Origin of the sequence: Nonlabens sp. (assembly GCF_039941875.1) — a bacterium.
Classification (GTDB): Bacteria; Bacteroidota; Bacteroidia; order Flavobacteriales; family Flavobacteriaceae; genus Nonlabens.
This window is the reverse complement of record NZ_JBDVDQ010000019.1, coordinates 122,356-141,127: the sequence shown is the minus strand read 5'-3', so window position 1 is coordinate 141,127 and position 18,772 is coordinate 122,356. Positions and strand designations below refer to the sequence as shown.

Genomic DNA, 18,772 nt, shown 5'->3' with positions numbered 1-18,772 from the left:
CACCTATTCAAATGCACAAACAAAATCAATTAACAAGAAAAACATACAAATCAAAAAAATCTCAACGAAGCTAGCTTCATTGAGATTTAAATAATAAATTTAATCCTTTAATAATCTGTATCGGTTATTTAGGACTAGACACCTTAGACTCTATAATAACCTAATCTATTATTTCCATATCTATAAATATATCATTTATAGGCCAGTCACTATCATCCTTTTCAACTTTAGAAATAGCATCTGCAACCTCCATGCCTTTAACTACTCTACCGAATATAGTATGCTCATTATCTAAATGTGGCGATTTACTCAAAGTGATAAAAAAGTCAAATGGATCGTGCCAGTTTTCTGGGTTATTAACCCATTGTTTTGCACTACTTAAAGTACCTCTTTCATGACGCACGTTAGGTAAAAAGTGCGGTTCTAGTTTATAATTTCCTGCACTAGCTCTTTTTAAAGAAGGTAATGTTTCATCACTATTACCTGCCTGTATGACAAAATCTTCTACTACTCTATGCACAAAAGTGCCGTTAAAGTATTTATTCTTTACTAGATAAATAAAACTAGCTCTATAAATAGGTGTTTCTGTAAACAGTTCCATTTCTATATTTCCATAACTAGTTAATAATCGCACCTTAGTTTCTGGATTTTCTTTTCCGTAACGTGTAAAGAAAACTTGAACACTATCTTGAGGTATATAAGAAAGTAACGTATCACCACTAGCTGATATTTGTTTCTTATACGTCTTTTCTAAAATACGCTCTGCTCTAGTTAATCTCTTAACTGTATCTTGTTTTTTTTCACTTTTGATATCTACCACATGTGGACTATCTTTACAAGAGATACTTAATGCTATAACGATCAAAATCAAAACTAGTGACTTCATTTGAGGATTTTTTAAATCAGATTTCAAAACTAAAGAAATTACCACTTCCAGGGTCACAATCTCAGCTTAAAATGGCTGCGGTAGAACGCCTAGAAGAAATGCAGCAAATTGCTGTAGAAAAAAACAAGCATAAAGAAGCGTCTGTAATGATGTTGATCTATCCTAAAAAGAATGTTCCCTATTTTGTACTGATAGAACGCACGCAATCTACAGGTAAACATAGCGGCCAGATCGCTTTTCCTGGTGGTAGAAAAGAACCCACAGATGCCGATAATAGCATTACTGCATTGCGGGAAACTGAAGAAGAAATAGGTATTCTTACGTCGCAGCAACATTTGATAAGACCTTTAACATCTATCTACATACCTCCTAGTAATTTCATGGTTTTTCCTTATCTCGCTTTCGCGAAAGCGGAACTATCATTCACACCTCAATTAAGTGAAGTAAAATCTGTTATAGAAATACCTCTAGACAGTTTAATGGATCCTAAAAACAATTCTACTACCGTACTGTCTACCAGCTATATGGAAAACGCAACGGTGCCGTGTTTTTATTTTAACGAGGTTATGGTATGGGGAGCAACTGCTATGATGCTGCAAGAAATCAAAGATCTTTTTATTGCTGCAGGTTTTACATAGAATGCGCTAGTTTAAAAAGCTATGATTATATTTGTCATTCGCCTAAAATTAAAAAAACTACATGGGATTATTTAAAAAAAATCCTTTCGGTCATATATTATTTCTCAAAAAATGGCTCATACGTATTGCTGGTGCTTTATCGCACAGACGTTACCGTGGCTTTAACGAGATGGACATAGAAGGAAGTGATATTTTAAGAAATCTGCCTGACACAGGAGTATTGTTTGTTTCTAATCATCAAACCTATTTTGCTGATGTGGTAAGTATGTTTCACGTTTTCAATGCCTCTCTAAAAGGTCGTGATGACAGTATTAAAAACATAGGTTACTTATGGAATCCTAAGCTAAATGTATATTACGTAGCTGCAAAGGAAACTATGCAAAGTGGTTTACTGCCTAAAATACTCTCTTATGCTGGCGCCATTACAGTAGAAAGAACCTGGAGAGCAAAAGGCAAAGAAGTAAGCCGTGCGGTAAATCCAGACGATACAAAGAACATAGGTATTGCATTAGATGATGGCTGGGTGATTACTTTCCCACAAGGAACAACAAAGCCTTTTAAACCTATTAGAAAAGGTACTGCTCATATCATAAAACAATATAAACCTATAGTCGTGCCGGTGGTTATCGACGGTTTCCGTAGGAGTTTTGATAAGAAAGGATTACGTATTAAAAAACGTAATATTTTACAATCTATGGTTATTAAAGAACCGCTAGAAATAGATTATGAAAACGACACTGTAGAAAAAATTGTGGAGCAACTAGAGTACGCCATAGAGCAACACCAGTCGTTCTTAAAGGTAATACCTGTAGAAGAGATAGAAGCTCAAGAAGAGCTTAACAAAATGCGCCAGTGGGAATATTAAAAAAGATAAAAAAGGTGCTTAGATATAATTTAAATCTAAGCACCTTTTTTATTGATCCATTTTTATTTTTTATAGATTAATATCTGCTATACTTTTTATTCTATTGCGTTCTAAGAATGCGTCTATAGTTTCAAAATGTTCTATGACACGCTGTTCTTTAAATTCAAATACTTTTTCTGATAACCCTTGTAAGAAATCTCTATCGTGAGATACGAGTATCAATGTACCGTCATATGTAGATAGTGCTTCTTTAAGAACATCCTTAGACTTAAGATCTAGGTGATTTGTAGGTTCATCCAGAATTAATAGATTTACTGGTTCTAGGAGTAATTTTACCATAGCGAGTCTGGTTTTTTCTCCACCAGAAAGTACACTTACTTTTTTCTCTAGATCGTCACCACTAAACATAAAACGACCTAGAATATTTTTAATTTGTGTTCTTACATCGCCATGTGCGACATCGTCTACGGTTTGAAAAATAGTCAAATCTTGATCTAATAACGCTGCTTGATTTTGTGCAAAGTATCCCACTTTTACATTATGACCTAACTCACAAGTTCCCTCTACTTCTATTACTTTAAGAATAGCCTTGATCATAGTAGACTTACCTTCTCCATTACGACCTACAAAGGATACCTTCTCACCTCTAGCGATAGACATATTTGCATCTTTGAAGACTACGTGATCACCATAAGATTTAGACACATCATTTACTGTAACCGGATAATCACCAGAACGAGGCGATGGTGGGAAACTAAGTTTTAAGGCGCTATTATCAACTTCGTCTATCTCGATTATTTGAAGTTTTTCTAGCATGCGCTCTCTAGAAGTAACTTGATTGGTCTTAGAATACGTTCCTTTAAAACGTTCTATAAAAGCCATGTTATCAGCTATAAACTTTTGCTGTTCTTGGTATGCTTTTACTTGGTGTGCTCTACGTTCTTCACGCAATACTAAGTAATGAGAATAGGTAGCTTTATAATCAAAAATACGTCCCATAGTTACCTCTATAGTACGGTTAGTGATATTATCGATAAATGCTCTATCGTGAGAAATCACCATAACAGCGTCTGCCTTATTCACTAAGAAATCTTCTAACCATATCACAGATTCTATGTCGATGTGGTTAGTAGGCTCATCGAGTAATATTAAATCTGGTTTTTGAAGTAAGATCTTAGCAAGCTCAATACGCATGCGCCATCCACCACTAAATTCCGTAGTCTGTCTGGTAAAATCTTCTTGTTTAAAACCTAATCCTTTGAGAGCTTTTTCTACTTCTGCATCATAATTAACATCTTCTAGAGCATAAAACTTCTCTCCTAATTCTGTTACCTTTTCTATGATTTTCATATACTCATCACTCTCATAGTCAGTTCTAACAGTAAGCTCGTTATTAAGATGATCCATCTCTGCTTTCATCTCAAAGACGTGCTTAAACGCTTTGGCCGTTTCTTCAAAAACAGTACAATCATCTTCAGTAAGTAAATGTTGTGGCAAATAGGCTATTACAACATCTTTAGGTGCTCTTACATGACCACGTGTTGCACTTTGAGCACCTGCAACTATCTTCATCATCGTAGATTTTCCTGCACCATTTTTACCCATTAAAGCTATTTTATCTGTAGGATTTATTACAAATGAAACATCGCTAAATAAGGTGGTACCACTAAATTCTACGGCAAGATTATCTACTGTGATCATGATTATATTTTAAGATTGCAAAAGTAAAGAAAATTGAAGCTGAAATAGAAGTTCAAAATAAAAGGTTTTATGCTTGAATAAGTTGCAAAATCTATTGTTTAAAGAAAGGCTTCTAATCAATTATAAAAACAGAAAGAGTAAATTTGAAATACTAAATTATTACATGACCTATCAATATAAAAAAAAGTGTAATTGTGGACATCTGGACACTTATGAATTGACAAAAAGAGAAGCTGCTTTTAATTTAAAAGATCGCTATGTTCTAAATCAACCTTGTAGTAAATGTTTAAAGAAAAATGGAAGCGTTTCCTCTGTAAATAAGCCAATAGACAAAGACTTACTGAAAGAATGGAGTATAAAAATTCAATTGAATTTTTGCTCTCAAGATGAAGATTTAGTTCTAGCTCAAGAATCACAACTAATTCACATATTCATTGAATTACTCAACAGTAAAGAAACTCTTAATGAGAAAGAAGTATCGTTAATAGGTGCTATGATCGAAATGATAAACATAGAAATACATAAAGCCGAAAAAGCAGATTTAGATTTAGTAAATCTTATTTTCAATGACTTACAAAAACGAACTAGACTGTATTTAAACTTTGAAATGAAAGTATTAAAATTTATTGAGCAGTATTCTTAGAAAAAACACATAAATACTTTTATCATAGTAACGGTAAATCTTTCCAAAATAACATTTCTTATACCAACTCAGTCCGAAATTCTAGTTTCACAAAAAAAAACTAAACCTTAATCGCCTCAATCACGATACTACCCAACTCTTCAGAACTAGTAAAAAACAAGTAGTCTGTTTCATGTTCTGAAAACTGATATTTTTTACGCAATTGCACTACCGATTCTTTGTGATTGCGCGTTACCACTCCTCTAGCGCTTTTGCCGTAAAGCCTTTTAATCTTTTTAGGCTTGTTATCAATTACGCTTTTGATCTCAAATACACGCCCTGGAAAATCTATCAAATGCTGTGAAGTAAATAGATGCGCATCTTGGTCTAATTTGGCCAACGGATATTGTTCTAAAATCGCGTCAAATTCTTGCGATTTCATTACCGCAGCATTCGGTTCATATAAATATTTTAAAGGACTAGAATAACGCCCTATCGATTTATACTTTATTACAGATTCAAATACAGGTTGGTCTGTTAAAAGATTTACACATTTAACTACCGGTGTATCTACCTGATCCTTGTTGAGAATCCATAACAATTCTTTTACCTCATTCTTAACTGCTACTATATGTAGACTACTTACATATTTTAACTGCTGTAATCCAGCTGTTATGTCCAGCATGGGTGAGGTTTTAATCATGATTTGCTTTCCTTTTTCTAATAAAAGCTCAAGATTTTCAATCACATTAGGCTCGTAATCTTTTAAAAGTACCGCCTTGGAATGGCTCGCTGTTTTACGACTAGGGTCTATGTATATTAAATCATACTGGGAATTATTTTCTTTTAAAAATTGCATACCGTCTGCACAATATGATTTTGTTTGAAGACCTTGCTCTTTAAAAGAGTGCTGTGCATACTCTTGCAACTGGCTGGATAGTTCTATATGTGTTGTTGTTGGGCACGCTTTCGCGAAAGCGGAAACGTCAACACCAAAACCACCAGTAAGATCTATCATACTATCGATTTTAAATATTTGAGATTTATAAACTGCGGTAGTTTGTGAGCTGGTTTGCTCAAGATTTACCTTAGGAGGATAAATAATCTGGTCGTTCTCAAAAAATGATGGAAATTTATTACGTGCTTTCTGTAAACCTATCAATTGTTGGGTCAACTCAAGATTAGTCACCTCATTAAAAGGATGTTTCTTGAGCATAAACGCAGCAGCGTTTTCATGTAAACGCTCTCTTAAATATACCGTTACCTCTGGTAAGATTACCGTAAGATTCATCTATAAATTTTGAGTCAGTTTCTTAACGATTTTATATTCACTCAAAAATTCTTTTGAGATCACTTTAATTGCTGTGTAGGTAGGTACAGCAAGTACTAGGCCTAATATACCGAACACAATACCTGCTATTAAAATAACAATGAATATTTCTAAAGGATGTGATTTTACACTTTTCCCAAAAATCAAAGGTTGATTTAAAAAGTTATCAATGGTCTGGACTATACCATATCCTATAAAAACAATGATTAATTGTGGTAAAATAACATCAGAAAAGTTAGATCCTAAATTATCAGTTATCACAAATGCAGACATCAGAACATAACCTATAGCTGGTCCTAAATATGGAACTAGGTTCAATAATGCACAGAAAAAAGCGATGATAATAGCGTTTTCTACTCCTACTATAAAAAGGATAACACTATAAAGAACAAACAAAATTAGAACCTGGAAAACCAAACCTATAAAGTAACGTGATAGAAGTTGTTTAATCTTAGTAAATGCTCTTAAGAATTGACCTTCATTTCCTTTTTTAGAAAACACTAATACTCCTTCTAAGAGTAAACGACTGTCTTTAAGCAAGAAAAATGATATAAAAAGTATAGAAAATAAACCTATAGCAAAGCTACCTAGCGTACCAAAAAATCCATTTACGAACTGTGGAATAAGATCCATATTAAAGTCCTGATAATAATCAGTTTTCTGGAGTCGCTCTAATAAATTCACTCTTTTAATCCCAAAATAATTACTTATTTGCTCATTGAGAACTTCTATATTGACTTGTAATTCTTCTAAATCTATCTGGCTTAAATTCTCACTTTGTTCTGTTATAACAGGTATAACCATCATGACAACACCAATGATAATCATAAATAAAATGAGTAATGTTATAATAACTGCAATGGTGTTATTGAACTTTAATTTATCTCTCAATAAAAGTACAATAGGTCGACCTATGAGAGAAAAAACAGCTGCTATACCAATATAAGCAAGCACTGACTGGATTTCCCACAAGAACCAAAGTAAGACGAGTATACCAAAAATGATACCTAGCGCTCTTAGTATACCAAAAGCAATGGATTTAGAATGTACTGCTTTGCTCATATTCTAGTTGGTAAAAACGTATTTAATAATATTTGCACCCATGTCTAATGCCTTTTTACGCACAGCTGGTGGGTCGTTGTGTATCTCTGGACTTTCCCATCCATCACCTAGATCACTCTCAAAAGTAAAAAGAAGGACTAATCTACCTTCATGAAAAAGACCTTTCGCCTGTGGTCGCTCACCCTCGTGTTCATGAATTTTAGGGAGACCTTTAGGGAAATCTACATAACTATGGAAAATAGGATGTGTAGATGGCAATTCTATCAATTCCTGTTGAGGGAAAAGTTTAATAAGCTCTTTATTAAGATAAGGCTCCATACCATAATTATCATCGATATGTAAAAAACCACCACTTAATAAATAGTTTCTAAGGTTTTGAATATCGGCTTCATTAAAGACAACATTTCCATGTCCTGTCATATGAATAAATGGGTATTGAAAAATATCAATACTGCTTACTTCTACCGTGGCAACCTCTTTATCTAGTTGTGTTTTTAAATTCTCATTACAGTATTGAACCAGGTTAGGCATAGCAGTAGGATTAGAATACCAGTCACCACCACCATTATATTTCAAAACAGCAACTTGCTGAGCGTTAACAAAAACGGAGCTAAATAAAATTAAGAATACAGTAATTATTTTCATAAGAAAGCAAATTACAAACTTATATGACAATAGTTATTAAATGGTATTAATTTTTATGTAAAAAAAATAAAATAAAATCGTTACGATAACGTTAATTTTTTATATTTGAAGACATCATAATCCCCCCGTTATGAACATAACAACCTCTCAAAAAATACTGTTACCTATTCTCAGTTTATCGGTAGCTTTCTGTATGCTTGCTTTTCAACACATTGAAAATAGCTCGCAACCCATTCACTTTTCACCTCAGGAAAATCCTGTAGTTATTGAGCTTTTTACGTCGCAAAGTTGCTATACCTGTAACAATGCAGATGCGGTAGCTAGTGCGATAAAAGACTACGAAAATGTCATAGTCTTATCCTACCACGTAGATTACTGGAATAGTTTAGGGTGGAAAGATACCTTCTCTGACTCTCGACATACCGATTATCAACGTAAGTATGAGAACAAGCTGCACCAACCTTCTTTCACTCCACAAATGATAGTAAATGGTACAACAGAATTTGACGGTACTAACATAAGAATGCTCAACAATTCTTTAAAAGAAATAAGTACCACAGAGCAATTAGCGAACCCTAAAGCTTCTAGAAAAGGCAGAACTATTGAAATGTCTTATGACCTTAAGAATAATCAAGATTTCACTAACGCTTATGCATTGTTATTAATGGACTCTTTTGAAATGGACATAAATAAAAGTCCTAACACTAACATGACTCTAGTAAATCCTAATGTGGTTTTAAAGAAAGTGCCTCTTAAAATTAATGTAGAAAAGGGTGCTCAAACTTTTGAATTACCAAGTATTGTAGATGAAAACAATAAATTTAAAGTTGCTCTTTTATTACAGGATGAAAACATGACCGTAGTAGCAGCATCTATAGCTACTGTTCAATAAAACTATTAAAAACTGCAGCGGTGTACACTCCTGCAGTTTCTGTACGCAATCTCTTATTTCCTAAGGACACAGGTAAAAAGCCAGTATTAATTGCAGCTTCTATTTCTCTACTAGATAGATCACCTTCTGGACCTATTATAATTGTTAGATCTTGTTTTCTATCAATCACATGAGTCAATAACTTTTTATCTGTCTCTTCACAATGCGCGATGCATTTCACACCTTTCACTGGATTTTCTAAAAACTGATTATAAGCGGTTAAATCCATTATTTGAGGCAAGTAAAACTGATTACTTTGTTGCATTGCACTCACTACTATCTTTTTAAATCTTTCTAGATTAATTTTTTTTCTCTCACTGTGGTCACTGAGTAATGGTGTGATGGAAGCTATCCCCATTTCTGTAGCTTTTTCTAAAAACCACTCCATACGATCATTCATCTTAGTAGGAGCAATTGCTATATGTAGTTTAGGAGATTGTTGAGGATACGCTTTCGCGAAAGCGAGATCTATATTGCATTTACTACTAGTAACTAAGTTTATAACTCCATTAAAGAGGTTACCTGCTCCATCTGTTATATGGACAGTATCTCCCACTTTTTTACGTAAAGCCTTAGTCATATGACGCGCTTGCTCCTTGTCTAATTTAAGAACAGTAGTGTCGCGTGTGATATTTTCAAAATAAAATAATTGCATTACATTTCTATTCTAGGTGAAGCAGTGACTTCCATACCTGAAAAGTTTCCTTCTAAATATTTAAAATACCCTGATATACCTATCATAGCAGCATTATCTGTAGTGTACTGAAATGGAGGTATAAATACATTCCATCCTTTCGTTTCATATGATAATAGCTGGCCTCTAATGCCTGAGTTAGCACTAACACCACCACCTATCGCTACAGATTTTATACCAGTTTGTTTTACTGCTTTTTCTACTTTCTGGAAAAGAATTTTAATGAGCGTGTATTGTATACTAGCACATATATCTTTTAAATTCTCCTTTACAAAATCAGAATTTTTCTTCACCTCTCGCTGTATGAAATACAATACGGCAGTTTTAAAACCACTGAAACTATAATTAAGATCTGGCGCTTTAGGTACAGGAAATGGAAATTTTCTAGGATCACCTTCTTGAGCTAATTTATCTATTTGAGGACCTGCTGGATAACCTAAACCTAACATTTTACCACTTTTATCAAAAGCCTCTCCTATCGCATCATCTTGAGTGGTACCTATGACCTCCATTTCATGATAGTCTGTAACTTTTACAATCTGAGTGTGTCCACCGCTTATGGTCACTCCTAAAAATGGAAAATCTGGAATTTTTTGATCTTCATTAATAAAATGTGCTAGTATATGTCCATGCATATGATGCACATCTATGAGCGGTATATTCAATGCTAGAGATAACGATTTTGCAAAACTAGAACCTACTAATAAACTTCCCATAAGTCCTGGACCTCTAGTAAAAGCAATAGCTGTCAAATCATCTTTTACTATTCCTGCCTGTTTTAGAGCCTGATCTACTACAGGAACTATATTAGACTGATGTGCTCTAGAAGCTAGTTCTGGAACGACACCTCCATATTTTTCATGTATCTCCTGACCTGCGACTACGTTAGATAATACGCGATCATTTTTAAGAATGGCACAAGAGGTATCATCACATGATGATTCAATTGCAAGAATGTATGAAATTTGTGTATCCATTAAGGCAGAAAGGCATAAAATTTGGTAATCTTTGCAAAAGTAAATGATATATCATTAAGAAGCTTCTTAAAATACTAGCGAAAGCCGCTCTTGTACTTCTAATACTATTTATTTTATTAGTAGTAGCCTTTTCTTTTCCAGCTGTGCAAACCGCAGCTGCTGATCGTGCGACGACTTATCTCAATGAAGAGTATGATACAGATTTAAATATTAAATCTATAGACATTTCGTTTTCAGGAGATATAATCCTCAAAGAATCAAGAGCTCTAGACTCCAGAAAGGATACGATCTTTTATTTTAAAGAACTTAAATCTTCTATTTTAGGCTTTGGAGATTTATTAAGTGGACAGCCCGATCTAGGAGACACCTCCATAGACGGACTCTATTTTAATATGAAAAGATATAAAGGTGATAGTGACGATAATTTAACAGAATTCATCAATAAATTTGGAGAAAGTGAAGGAACTTCTACGACACCGTTTATACTCACCACTGATGATTTAAATATTACGAATTCTAGAATAAGCATCGTTGATGAAAATTTAAAGTATCCTGAAACTTTTATGGCTACCAATTTTAATCTACAATCTGATGGATTGAAGATTGAGGGTTCTAATATTTCGGCAGTAATAGAAGATGCTAATTTTGACATGTACACTGGTGTTATGAAACCAGATGTAAATGGCAATAAAGTGTTAAAAGTAAAAAGTCTTAAAGCTGATTTTTCTTATACTCCATCACAAATTCTTGCAAAGGGTCTGGTTATTAATACAGCAGGATCTATTCTTGAAGGTGATCTAAAAATGACCTATAACCGAGCAGATTTTATTGATTTTGTCAATAAAGTTGATTGGGATTTTGATATTAAAAATGCTGATTTATCTACCAACGAGTTGAGAAAATTCTATGATGAAATAATCGAGAATGAAACAGTACAATTAACCGGTGTACTTACAGGTCCATTAAATGACTTTACTGTAAATAACATGCTCGCTACTACGCTGAGTGATATCACTATAGATGGTAAGATGCGATTTAAGAACCTTATAGAAAATGAAGATGACTTTTTTATAGAAGGTGATTTTGATAATCTACAAGTAAGTAACACAGACTTAAAACGCTTTTTACCCAATATTCTAGGTAAAACAATGCCAGCCGAATTGAACCAATTAGGAACCATTAAAGCTGCAGGGTATGCAAGTGTTAATGCTAATAAAGTAGTAACTAAGTTATCTGGATCTACACGTAAGGGTAACTTTAATTCTGATTTAGTTTTAAACGATATTCAAAGTGGCAATATCGCTTATAATGGAAATATAAAATTAAATCAAGTTCAATTAGGTTCTTTATTAGGTCTGGAAGAATTTGGTGTAGTGACGTTAGATCTTGATGTAGATGGACGTGGTTTTGACCCTGAAAAAGTAAACACTACGCTAAGAGGTGAAGTAGCTCAACTAGATTTTAATGGTTATTCTTATAAGAACATCATAGTTAATGGTAAATTCAAGAAACCTATATTTAGAGGTAGAGTTTCTATAAACGATAGAAACTTAAAGATGAGTTTTAACGGACTTGCCGATCTTACCGCTGCAGTTAACACCTATGACTTTAAGGCTAGAATAGAACATGCTGATTTAAAAGCTATCAATGTATTTACTCGTGATTCTCTAGCTATTCTAAAAGGAAATATAGTCATGAATATGAAAGGAACCACTCTAGATGATGCTGTAGGTTCTATAAAAATTAATGATGCTAGCTATAAAAACCATAATGACGATTATGTCTTTGAAGATTTTGCCATAGAATCATCTTTTAAAAATGAAGAGCGACTCATTACTATTAATAGTCCGGATATTATAGAAGGTGAACTATCTGGCGTATTTAAACTTGCTGAAATACCTGAACTATTTAAAAATAGTATAGGTAACGTTTACACCAATTACAGATCTGAAAACATTACTAAAGATCAATATCTTGATTATGAATTTAATATTTATGATAAGATTGTAGATCTTGTGTTTCCTGAAATTGATTTAGGAGAAAATACTATTTTAAAAGGTCAGGTTGCTAGTAATGAGGCGCAGTTTAGAATGACCTTTAGATCACCAGATATCAAGGTTTATGATATTGAACTGGATCAGGTTAATGTTCAAATTAACAATCAAAACCCACTATTTAATACGTTCATTAAAGTAGATCAAGTAAAAAATGGTATCTATGACATTGAAGACTTTCAGTTGATAAATGTTACTAATAAGGATACTTTACTTTTCCGTACTAAGTTTAATAGCACTGCACGCGAGACTGATAAATTTAATTTGAGTTTTTATCACACCATTAATGACAGTAACCAGTCTGTAGTAGGAATAAGAAAAAGTGATGTCGTTTTTCAAGGTCAAAAGTGGTTTTTAAATAAGCAGGATCAAGAAGTGAAATTAAAATTTGATCATGATTTTAAAACTTTTAAATTAGACAGTCTCGTTGCTAGACACCAAGAAGAGTTAATTACCATAGTGGGTGATGTTGCTGGAAAAGACACCAAAGATTTGCACTTAGACTTTAAAGATGTTCGCCTCTCTAGTCTTACATCTCCCATAGATAGTTTAAAATTAAAAGGACACATAGATGGAGATTTATCGTTAAAACAAATTAACGGTAAGTATGCGCCTACCAGTGATTTTACAGTAAAAGGATTTGAAGTAAACGAAACTCCGTTGGGAGACTTTGAACTATCTGTTACTGGAAATGAAAATCTAAGTAGCTACAATGTCAATGCACAACTTAAAGACGATGTACAAAAAACATTTACAGCATCTGGAAATATTGATGCCAGTGGAGCAAAAAGTACGATAGATGTTAGTGCTGTTTTCAAAGATTTTAATCTCGTTGCCTTAAGTCCACTAGGTGGTGAAGTTCTCGATAATATAAGAGGTTTTACATCTGGACAAGCAAGGCTAACAGGTGATTTACAAGCGCCAGATATAGTAGGTTCCCTCAAAATGAGAGATGCAGGATTAAGAGTTCCTTATTTAAATACCGATTTTGATATAGAGAATAATTCACAAATCTCAATTACATCAACTTCTTTTGATTTTAATAGTCTACAACTCAAGGACACTAAATACAATACTAGAGGTGTTCTTTCTGGTACCATAAATCATAAGAACTTTGGTTTTTGGGATCTAGATCTTAAAATAGAATCAGAAAAATTACTTGCTCTAGACACGAAACTCACACCAGACGCTCTATATTATGGAACCGCTTTTATCGATGGACAGGCTACTATTACTGGTCCTACAAATGAGCTTTTCATTAATGTAATCGCTACTACTGGTGAGGGAACCGTATTTAAAGTTCCTATAGATGATGGTGAGTCATTAGGTGACACATCTGCCATTTATTTTTTAAGTCCTGAAGAAAAGAAGGCGCGTATTTCTGGCGAGGAGGTTATTACAGATAAAATAAGTGGTCTAGAATTGAGGTTTGAACTACAAGTTACTCCTGATGCTGAAGTTGAAATTACTGTAGATCCTACTAACGGAAGTTATATACGTGGTAGAGGTGTCGGTAACCTTTTATTAGAGATTAACACTAATGGTAAATTTATAATGAACGGTGATTTTATTGTTACCGAGGGTATATACAATTTTAAATATGCTGGTATTGTAAATAAAAACTTTACTATAGAACCAGGTGGTACTATGGACTGGAATGGAGATCCTACTAATGCAAATATAGATGTAGAAGCCGTTTACCTTACTCGAGCAAACCCTTCTATATTATTAGACAACCCTAACCTTAACGCACAAGTACCTGTAGAGGTGCTTACCAAATTACAAGGTGACTTAAGTTTCTTTGATCCTGAATTTGTTATTAGATTCCCTAACACTAACTCTGTTGTAAGCTCAGAATTACAATACAGATTGGATGACAAATCTCAAAGACAGCTGCAGGCATTATCTTTAGTTGCTACAGGTTCCTTCTATAACCCTAACAGTATTGGACAAAATGCTGTTACCGGTAACGTGGTTGAAAGTGTTACAGGAATTGTAAACGATTTAGTAAGTCGTGAGGATAGTAAATTTAACTTTGGAGTAAGTTATGAGGCGTCAGAACGTAATCCTAATTCTGACCTCGAGCGCGCAGATCGTTTTGGTATTACTTTGAGTACACAAATAACTGATCGCGTATTGATCAATGGAAAACTAGGTGTACCGGTAGGTTCTACCAGTTCTAGCGAAAGAGCTGTAATAGGAAACGTAGAAATAGAATTCCTTATAAATGAAGATGGCACCTTACGTTTAAAACTATTTAATAGAGAAAACACACTACAGCAACTAGGACAGCAAGAAGATTATACACAAGGTCTAGGGCTACAATATCGTATAGATTTCGACAGTCTTAGAGAACTTTATGAGCGTATCTTTAAAAAGAAATTAGTGCAAGCTAGAGAGGTAAAAGCCAGTGAAGAAGTAGACAGTGCGCCAGTACAGTTTAAATAATAGTTTATTATCTCAAAACTATTTTTTCTATCATGTCTTTACCTAAATGCTCATTAAGGTTTTTAATGATCATAGTGCGACCATACATAAGCTCCTGTCTTAATACCGAAGATGATAAATTAACAAATAAGGTTCCTGCTGTAAACTTTAATTGGGTTGTGTAATTAGTAACCCCTGGTCCCATAATGGTATTCCACGCTCCTTCTACATCTACCTTTTCAAAACCTTTTTGCAACTTACTTTGTGATTTAAAATCACTTAATAAATCGCTCATGCTTACAAAATCGTTCTTCTTATTGTTTCTCATTTGGGGTATATGCTTTGTAGGTGTATCTCGTACCGTTTTCATGAATTAAAACTAAAGTCTCTTCAGTTGCTTTTTCAACTTTCTGATTATAAGCTTGTTCTCCTTTTTTAAAAGAAAGCCATAACTCACCTTCCTTTTCTTCCCATATAAAACTTACAGGATCACCGTAGGATACAAAGCTACCATCATAAGTTGGACTTACACGATTTTTAACTCCATTAAATCCATCTATTTCAAAATGGTCCATATGATTTGAAAACGGGAATTCACGTTCACTTCCATTAGGTAAAATGACTTGGTCTATATTCCAGTAACCTTCTATAGCCTGTATTTTTTCTTCGTTACTGCTACATGATATTAATAAAACAGCTAGTACTCCATAAATTAGATTCTTCATAACTTAAATATCTTATAAGATTGTTCTGTTTGCTTAATAACAGCTTCTGTTCGTTCTGGGTGTGTATCGCTTATAAATAGCTGTCCAAATTGATCATCGTTAACCATATCGATAATTTGTGCCACTCTAGATTCATCTAATTTATCAAAAATATCATCTAATAGCAAGATAGGTACTGTACCACTTTCCTCTTTTATGAACTCAAATTGAGCCAGTTTTAATGCCGTTAGAAAACTTTTTTGTTGCCCCTGACTACCAAATTTTTTCACAGCGTGATTATCCAGCAAGAATAACAAATCGTCCTTATGCGTTCCTACACTCGTGTACTGCAATTGCATATCTTTTTGTTGTGCACTTTTTAAAACTTGTGCAGGATCTGCGTTATTAAAATCGGCTTTATAATAAATATCTACCACCTCTTCTGATCTAGAAATTTGATGATAATACTTCTTAAAAATGGGAGTAAAAGATTCTAAAAACTCAGTTCTAGTTTTATGAATAAAGCCACCTATGACAACCAATTGTTCGTCATAAACAGCTAGAGCATCACTATCAAATGTTCTATTAATAAAGAAATACTTCAGCAACGCATTACGTTGCTGTACCAGTTTATTGTAATTAATCAGTTTAGTTAAATACAAAGAGTTGCTCAGTGAGATCACACCATCTAAAAACTTGCGTCTGGTATCACTACCTTCTATAATTAAATCTCTATCTGCCGGAGAAATAATAACCAGAGGTATTAGACCTATATGATCACTTATCTTATCATATATTTTACCATTGCGTTTTACGACACGCTTCACTCCTTTTTTGGCGCTAACTACTATTTTTTCGTCTTGATCTTTTTTAGAAAAATTACCATTTACCACAAAAAACTCTTCATCATGCTTAATATTCTGAATAGTAATAGGATTAAAGTAACTTTTAGCAAAAGCAAGGTGATAAATCGCGTCTAAAACGTTGGTTTTTCCTACACCATTGTTCCCTACAAAGCAATTTATCTTCTGATCGAAGTCAAATTCGGCCGAAGAAAAGCTTTTATAGTTAATAAGACTAATAGAATTAAGATGCATAGAAAATTACGGTAACTAATTGTGATATAATGCTTTATAAATGTTCCGCTTTCGCGAAAGCGGAATTATAACCATCTACATAAGACTTTTGCAAATTTAACCTAAGAAAAGGTAGAGAATAAAGCTTTCACACATTTTTATATATGGATAAAAATTATATTTTTGCGCGTTCAATTAATGACTACTATGGCTACTTATAACAAAAGAGGATACAAACCGAAAACAAAACCAGAAAAAATAGAGAAAGAAGAAATCTTTGACGATTCTGAATCTACTACTGCTGAAGTATTTAGTACCCTAGATGAAGGTGCTAACAAGACGGAAGAATGGTTAGAGAAAAATCAAAAAGCTCTTATAATAGTAGTTGCTGTTATAGCGATAGGCGCATTATGTGCTTGGGGTTATAGTCAGTTTGTTCTAGAGCCTAAACAAGAAGAGGCTGTTTCTGAAACTACAGAAGCAAACAAATATTATGATCTTGCTCTTAACTCTACTGGTAAAGAAAAAGATTCTCTTTATACACTTGCATTAGAAGGTGTTAATGGAAAATTTGGTCTAATAAAAATATCTGAAGAGTACAGTGGTACTGATGTAGGTAACATCGCTACTTACCAGGCTGGTATGGCTTACTTAAATATAGGTGGTGATAAGCTTCAAAAAGCGATCGATTATCTTAAGGCATATGATGGTGGTGACTCTGTTTTACAATCTATCGCACAAGCTGGAATAGGTGATGCACTAGTACAAGCTGGTCAGGCTGGTGATGCTGTTTCTTATTACATGAATGCTGCAGAGACTAATGAAAATGAATTTACTACTCCTAAGTATTTACTTAAAGCTGCTCAAGTAGCTCTTACAACTGGAGACAATAGCACTGCTGTAAAAGCTCTAGAAAGAATTGAAGAGAACTACCCTAATGCAGAAGAGTTTAAGACTGCACAGGTACTTCTAGGACAGGCTCAAGCAGCTTCTAACTAAGAGACTATGGCTACCTTAGGAAAAGACTTATCACATTACGATAAAGAAAGCATGCCAGATGCTACTGACATGCGTATAGGTATCGTAGTTTCTGAATGGAATGATGATATTACTGAAAACCTTTTCAAAGGTGCTCAAGAAACGTTATTAGATTGTGGTATCGATCCAGAGCGTATATTCCGTATGGATGTACCTGGTTCTTTTGAGCTTATCTATGGATGTAAGAATATGCAATATGCAACTTACCCTATAAAAGATAGCAAACTACGTAAACCTCTAGATGCTGTCATTGCCATAGGTAGTGTTATAAGAGGAGAAACAGCACATTTTGACTTTGTATGTAACGGCGTTACTAGCGGTATAAAAGATCTAAATTTAAATAAATCTAGAGTACCAGTTATCTTTTGTGTTTTAACAGATAATACTCATGAACAATCTGTTGCTCGCAGTGGTGGTATTCATGGTAATAAAGGTAGTGAAGCAGCAGTAGCAGCGATTAAAATGGCTGCTATAAAGCAGGGTCTTTAGACATAGTTCTTTACCAAATAAAAAAAACGGCTATCAAATTTAATTTGATAGCCGTTTTTTTATTTATATCGTCTAAGCGTAAAATCTATTTAGCTTAATTCTTTCTCAATCCTATTAATTGGTAAATTCCTAAAACTATAAGTCCTGCTGCAAGAATCCATTGATAACTCTCTACTTCAGAATTTTGTACAAACTTATCGTACAGTTTCCAAGCACCTATACCTATAAAGGCAATAGATAACAGCAAGGTGTATTTGCGCTTATTATCTTCTTTACTAGACATCTTTACTAGGCAATAATGTATAAGCGATATATAATCCATAAGCTATGAAACCTGCTGATAACACAATTCTCCATGAAGCCATTTCTTCTCCTAATCCAAAGTGAGCATATAATCTATAAGCACCAAAACCTATAAAGGCTATTGCCATAATACTTCCTAAAATCGGATTTCTATTTCTTCCTGCCATAATAATATTTTAAGAGGCAAAGATACTTAAAAAGTACACCTTAATAGAAGAACTAAACAGCGATCCTATACTATGCCCGACAGAATTAATTGACATGGGTTAGGCTTACATCTAATTAAATATTTTATGTTTTTACTCCATGAAGTTCTCAAACAGAATTCTA

19 protein-coding genes are annotated in these 18,772 nt (G+C 33.7%); 7 read left to right on the top strand and 12 right to left on the bottom strand.

Annotated elements, in window-relative coordinates:
- Window positions 1-160 precede the first annotated feature (160 nt).
- A complete protein-coding gene (locus ABJF08_RS12135) occupies window positions 161-886 on the bottom strand; it encodes a peptidylprolyl isomerase (protein ID WP_348116496.1) in 726 nt (241 codons plus the stop codon).
- Here ABJF08_RS12135 and ABJF08_RS12130 point away from each other — a divergent pair.
- Both ABJF08_RS12130 and ABJF08_RS12125 read left to right on the top strand, forming a co-directional pair.
- A complete protein-coding gene (locus ABJF08_RS12130) occupies window positions 877-1,524 on the top strand; it encodes a CoA pyrophosphatase (RefSeq protein ID WP_348116495.1) in 648 nt (215 codons plus the stop codon). The genes ABJF08_RS12135 and ABJF08_RS12130 overlap by 10 nt on opposite strands.
- A 61-nt stretch (window positions 1,525-1,585) precedes the next feature.
- Window positions 1,586-2,389 carry a lysophospholipid acyltransferase family protein gene (locus ABJF08_RS12125; RefSeq protein WP_348116494.1) on the top strand — a complete coding sequence of 268 codons (804 nt, stop codon included), beginning with the start codon at window positions 1,586-1,588 and terminating at the stop codon, window positions 2,387-2,389.
- A 69-nt stretch (window positions 2,390-2,458) separates the two neighbouring features.
- On the opposite strand, the gene ABJF08_RS12120 is transcribed toward ABJF08_RS12125, so the two are convergent.
- Window positions 2,459-4,090 carry an ABC-F family ATP-binding cassette domain-containing protein gene (locus ABJF08_RS12120; protein WP_348116493.1) on the bottom strand — a complete coding sequence of 544 codons (1,632 nt, stop codon included), beginning with the start codon at window positions 4,088-4,090 and terminating at the stop codon, window positions 2,459-2,461.
- A 163-nt stretch (window positions 4,091-4,253) separates the two neighbouring features.
- On the opposite strand from ABJF08_RS12120, the gene ABJF08_RS12115 reads away from it, so the two are divergent.
- Window positions 4,254-4,733: a hypothetical protein gene (locus ABJF08_RS12115; RefSeq protein WP_348116492.1), complete on the top strand. Its 480-nt coding sequence runs from the start codon at window positions 4,254-4,256 to the stop codon at window positions 4,731-4,733.
- 100 nt (window positions 4,734-4,833) lie between these two features.
- On the opposite strand, the gene ABJF08_RS12110 is transcribed toward ABJF08_RS12115, so the two are convergent.
- Genes ABJF08_RS12110 through ABJF08_RS12100 form a run of 3 tightly spaced genes read right to left on the bottom strand, consistent with a single transcriptional unit; the run spans window position 4,834 to window position 7,749 of the window.
- Window positions 4,834-6,003 (bottom strand): methyltransferase, encoded by a 1,170-nt coding sequence (locus ABJF08_RS12110; protein WP_348116490.1) that lies wholly within the window; start codon window positions 6,001-6,003, stop codon window positions 4,834-4,836.
- Window positions 6,004-7,104: an AI-2E family transporter gene (locus ABJF08_RS12105; protein ID WP_348116488.1), complete on the bottom strand. Its 1,101-nt coding sequence runs from the start codon at window positions 7,102-7,104 to the stop codon at window positions 6,004-6,006.
- 3 nt (window positions 7,105-7,107) lie between these two features.
- Window positions 7,108-7,749, bottom strand: coding sequence for a DUF4159 domain-containing protein (locus tag ABJF08_RS12100; RefSeq protein WP_348116486.1), 642 nt, complete (start codon window positions 7,747-7,749; stop codon window positions 7,108-7,110).
- A gap of 130 nt (window positions 7,750-7,879) precedes the next feature.
- On the opposite strand from ABJF08_RS12100, the gene ABJF08_RS12095 reads away from it, so the two are divergent.
- Window positions 7,880-8,641, top strand: a complete 762-nt coding sequence (locus ABJF08_RS12095) for a DUF1223 domain-containing protein (protein WP_348116485.1) — start codon at window positions 7,880-7,882, stop codon at window positions 8,639-8,641.
- Here the strand turns inward: ABJF08_RS12095 and ABJF08_RS12090 are convergent.
- Window positions 8,628-9,335, bottom strand: coding sequence for a 16S rRNA (uracil(1498)-N(3))-methyltransferase (locus ABJF08_RS12090; protein ID WP_348116484.1), 708 nt, complete (start codon window positions 9,333-9,335; stop codon window positions 8,628-8,630). The two genes, ABJF08_RS12095 and ABJF08_RS12090, sit on opposite strands and share 14 nt — an antisense overlap.
- Window positions 9,335-10,351 carry a tRNA (adenosine(37)-N6)-threonylcarbamoyltransferase complex transferase subunit TsaD gene (gene tsaD / locus ABJF08_RS12085; RefSeq protein ID WP_348116482.1) on the bottom strand — a complete coding sequence of 339 codons (1,017 nt, stop codon included), beginning with the start codon at window positions 10,349-10,351 and terminating at the stop codon, window positions 9,335-9,337. Before tsaD ends, ABJF08_RS12090 begins: the two co-directional genes overlap by 1 nt.
- A gap of 143 nt (window positions 10,352-10,494) precedes the next feature.
- On the opposite strand from tsaD, the gene ABJF08_RS12080 reads away from it, so the two are divergent.
- Window positions 10,495-14,853 (top strand): translocation/assembly module TamB domain-containing protein, encoded by a 4,359-nt coding sequence (locus ABJF08_RS12080; protein WP_348116480.1) that lies wholly within the window; start codon window positions 10,495-10,497, stop codon window positions 14,851-14,853.
- A 7-nt stretch (window positions 14,854-14,860) separates the two neighbouring features.
- Here ABJF08_RS12080 and ABJF08_RS12075 read toward each other — a convergent pair whose 3' ends face one another.
- From ABJF08_RS12075 to recF, 3 genes are read right to left on the bottom strand one after another with little or no spacing between them, the layout of a single operon-like run.
- Entirely contained in the window at window positions 14,861-15,160 is a 300-nt protein-coding gene (locus tag ABJF08_RS12075) for a DUF721 domain-containing protein (RefSeq protein ID WP_104515316.1), read from the bottom strand.
- The gene (locus ABJF08_RS12070; RefSeq protein WP_348116479.1) at window positions 15,147-15,557 is read right to left on the bottom strand and encodes a lipocalin family protein; all 411 of its coding nucleotides are present in this window, start codon (window positions 15,555-15,557) and stop codon (window positions 15,147-15,149) included. Before ABJF08_RS12070 ends, ABJF08_RS12075 begins: the two co-directional genes overlap by 14 nt.
- Window positions 15,554-16,633 (bottom strand): DNA replication and repair protein RecF, encoded by a 1,080-nt coding sequence (gene recF / locus ABJF08_RS12065; protein WP_348116478.1) that lies wholly within the window; start codon window positions 16,631-16,633, stop codon window positions 15,554-15,556. Before recF ends, ABJF08_RS12070 begins: the two co-directional genes overlap by 4 nt.
- 162 nt (window positions 16,634-16,795) lie before the next feature.
- Here recF and ABJF08_RS12060 point away from each other — a divergent pair, with 162 nt between their 5' ends.
- A complete protein-coding gene (locus tag ABJF08_RS12060; protein ID WP_348116477.1) occupies window positions 16,796-17,611 on the top strand; it encodes a hypothetical protein in 816 nt (271 codons plus the stop codon).
- Between the two features lie 6 nt (window positions 17,612-17,617).
- Window positions 17,618-18,139, top strand: coding sequence for a 6,7-dimethyl-8-ribityllumazine synthase (ribH, locus tag ABJF08_RS12055; RefSeq protein ID WP_348116476.1), 522 nt, complete (start codon window positions 17,618-17,620; stop codon window positions 18,137-18,139).
- Window positions 18,140-18,233: 94 nt separating this feature from the next.
- Here ribH and ABJF08_RS12050 read toward each other — a convergent pair whose 3' ends face one another.
- Both ABJF08_RS12050 and ABJF08_RS12045 read right to left on the bottom strand, forming a co-directional pair.
- The gene (locus tag ABJF08_RS12050; protein WP_348116475.1) at window positions 18,234-18,422 is read right to left on the bottom strand and encodes a hypothetical protein; all 189 of its coding nucleotides are present in this window, start codon (window positions 18,420-18,422) and stop codon (window positions 18,234-18,236) included.
- Window positions 18,415-18,609, bottom strand: coding sequence for a hypothetical protein (locus ABJF08_RS12045; RefSeq protein WP_348116473.1), 195 nt, complete (start codon window positions 18,607-18,609; stop codon window positions 18,415-18,417). The genes ABJF08_RS12050 and ABJF08_RS12045 overlap by 8 nt, the downstream gene beginning before the upstream one ends.
- Window positions 18,610-18,772: the final 163 nt, after the last annotated feature.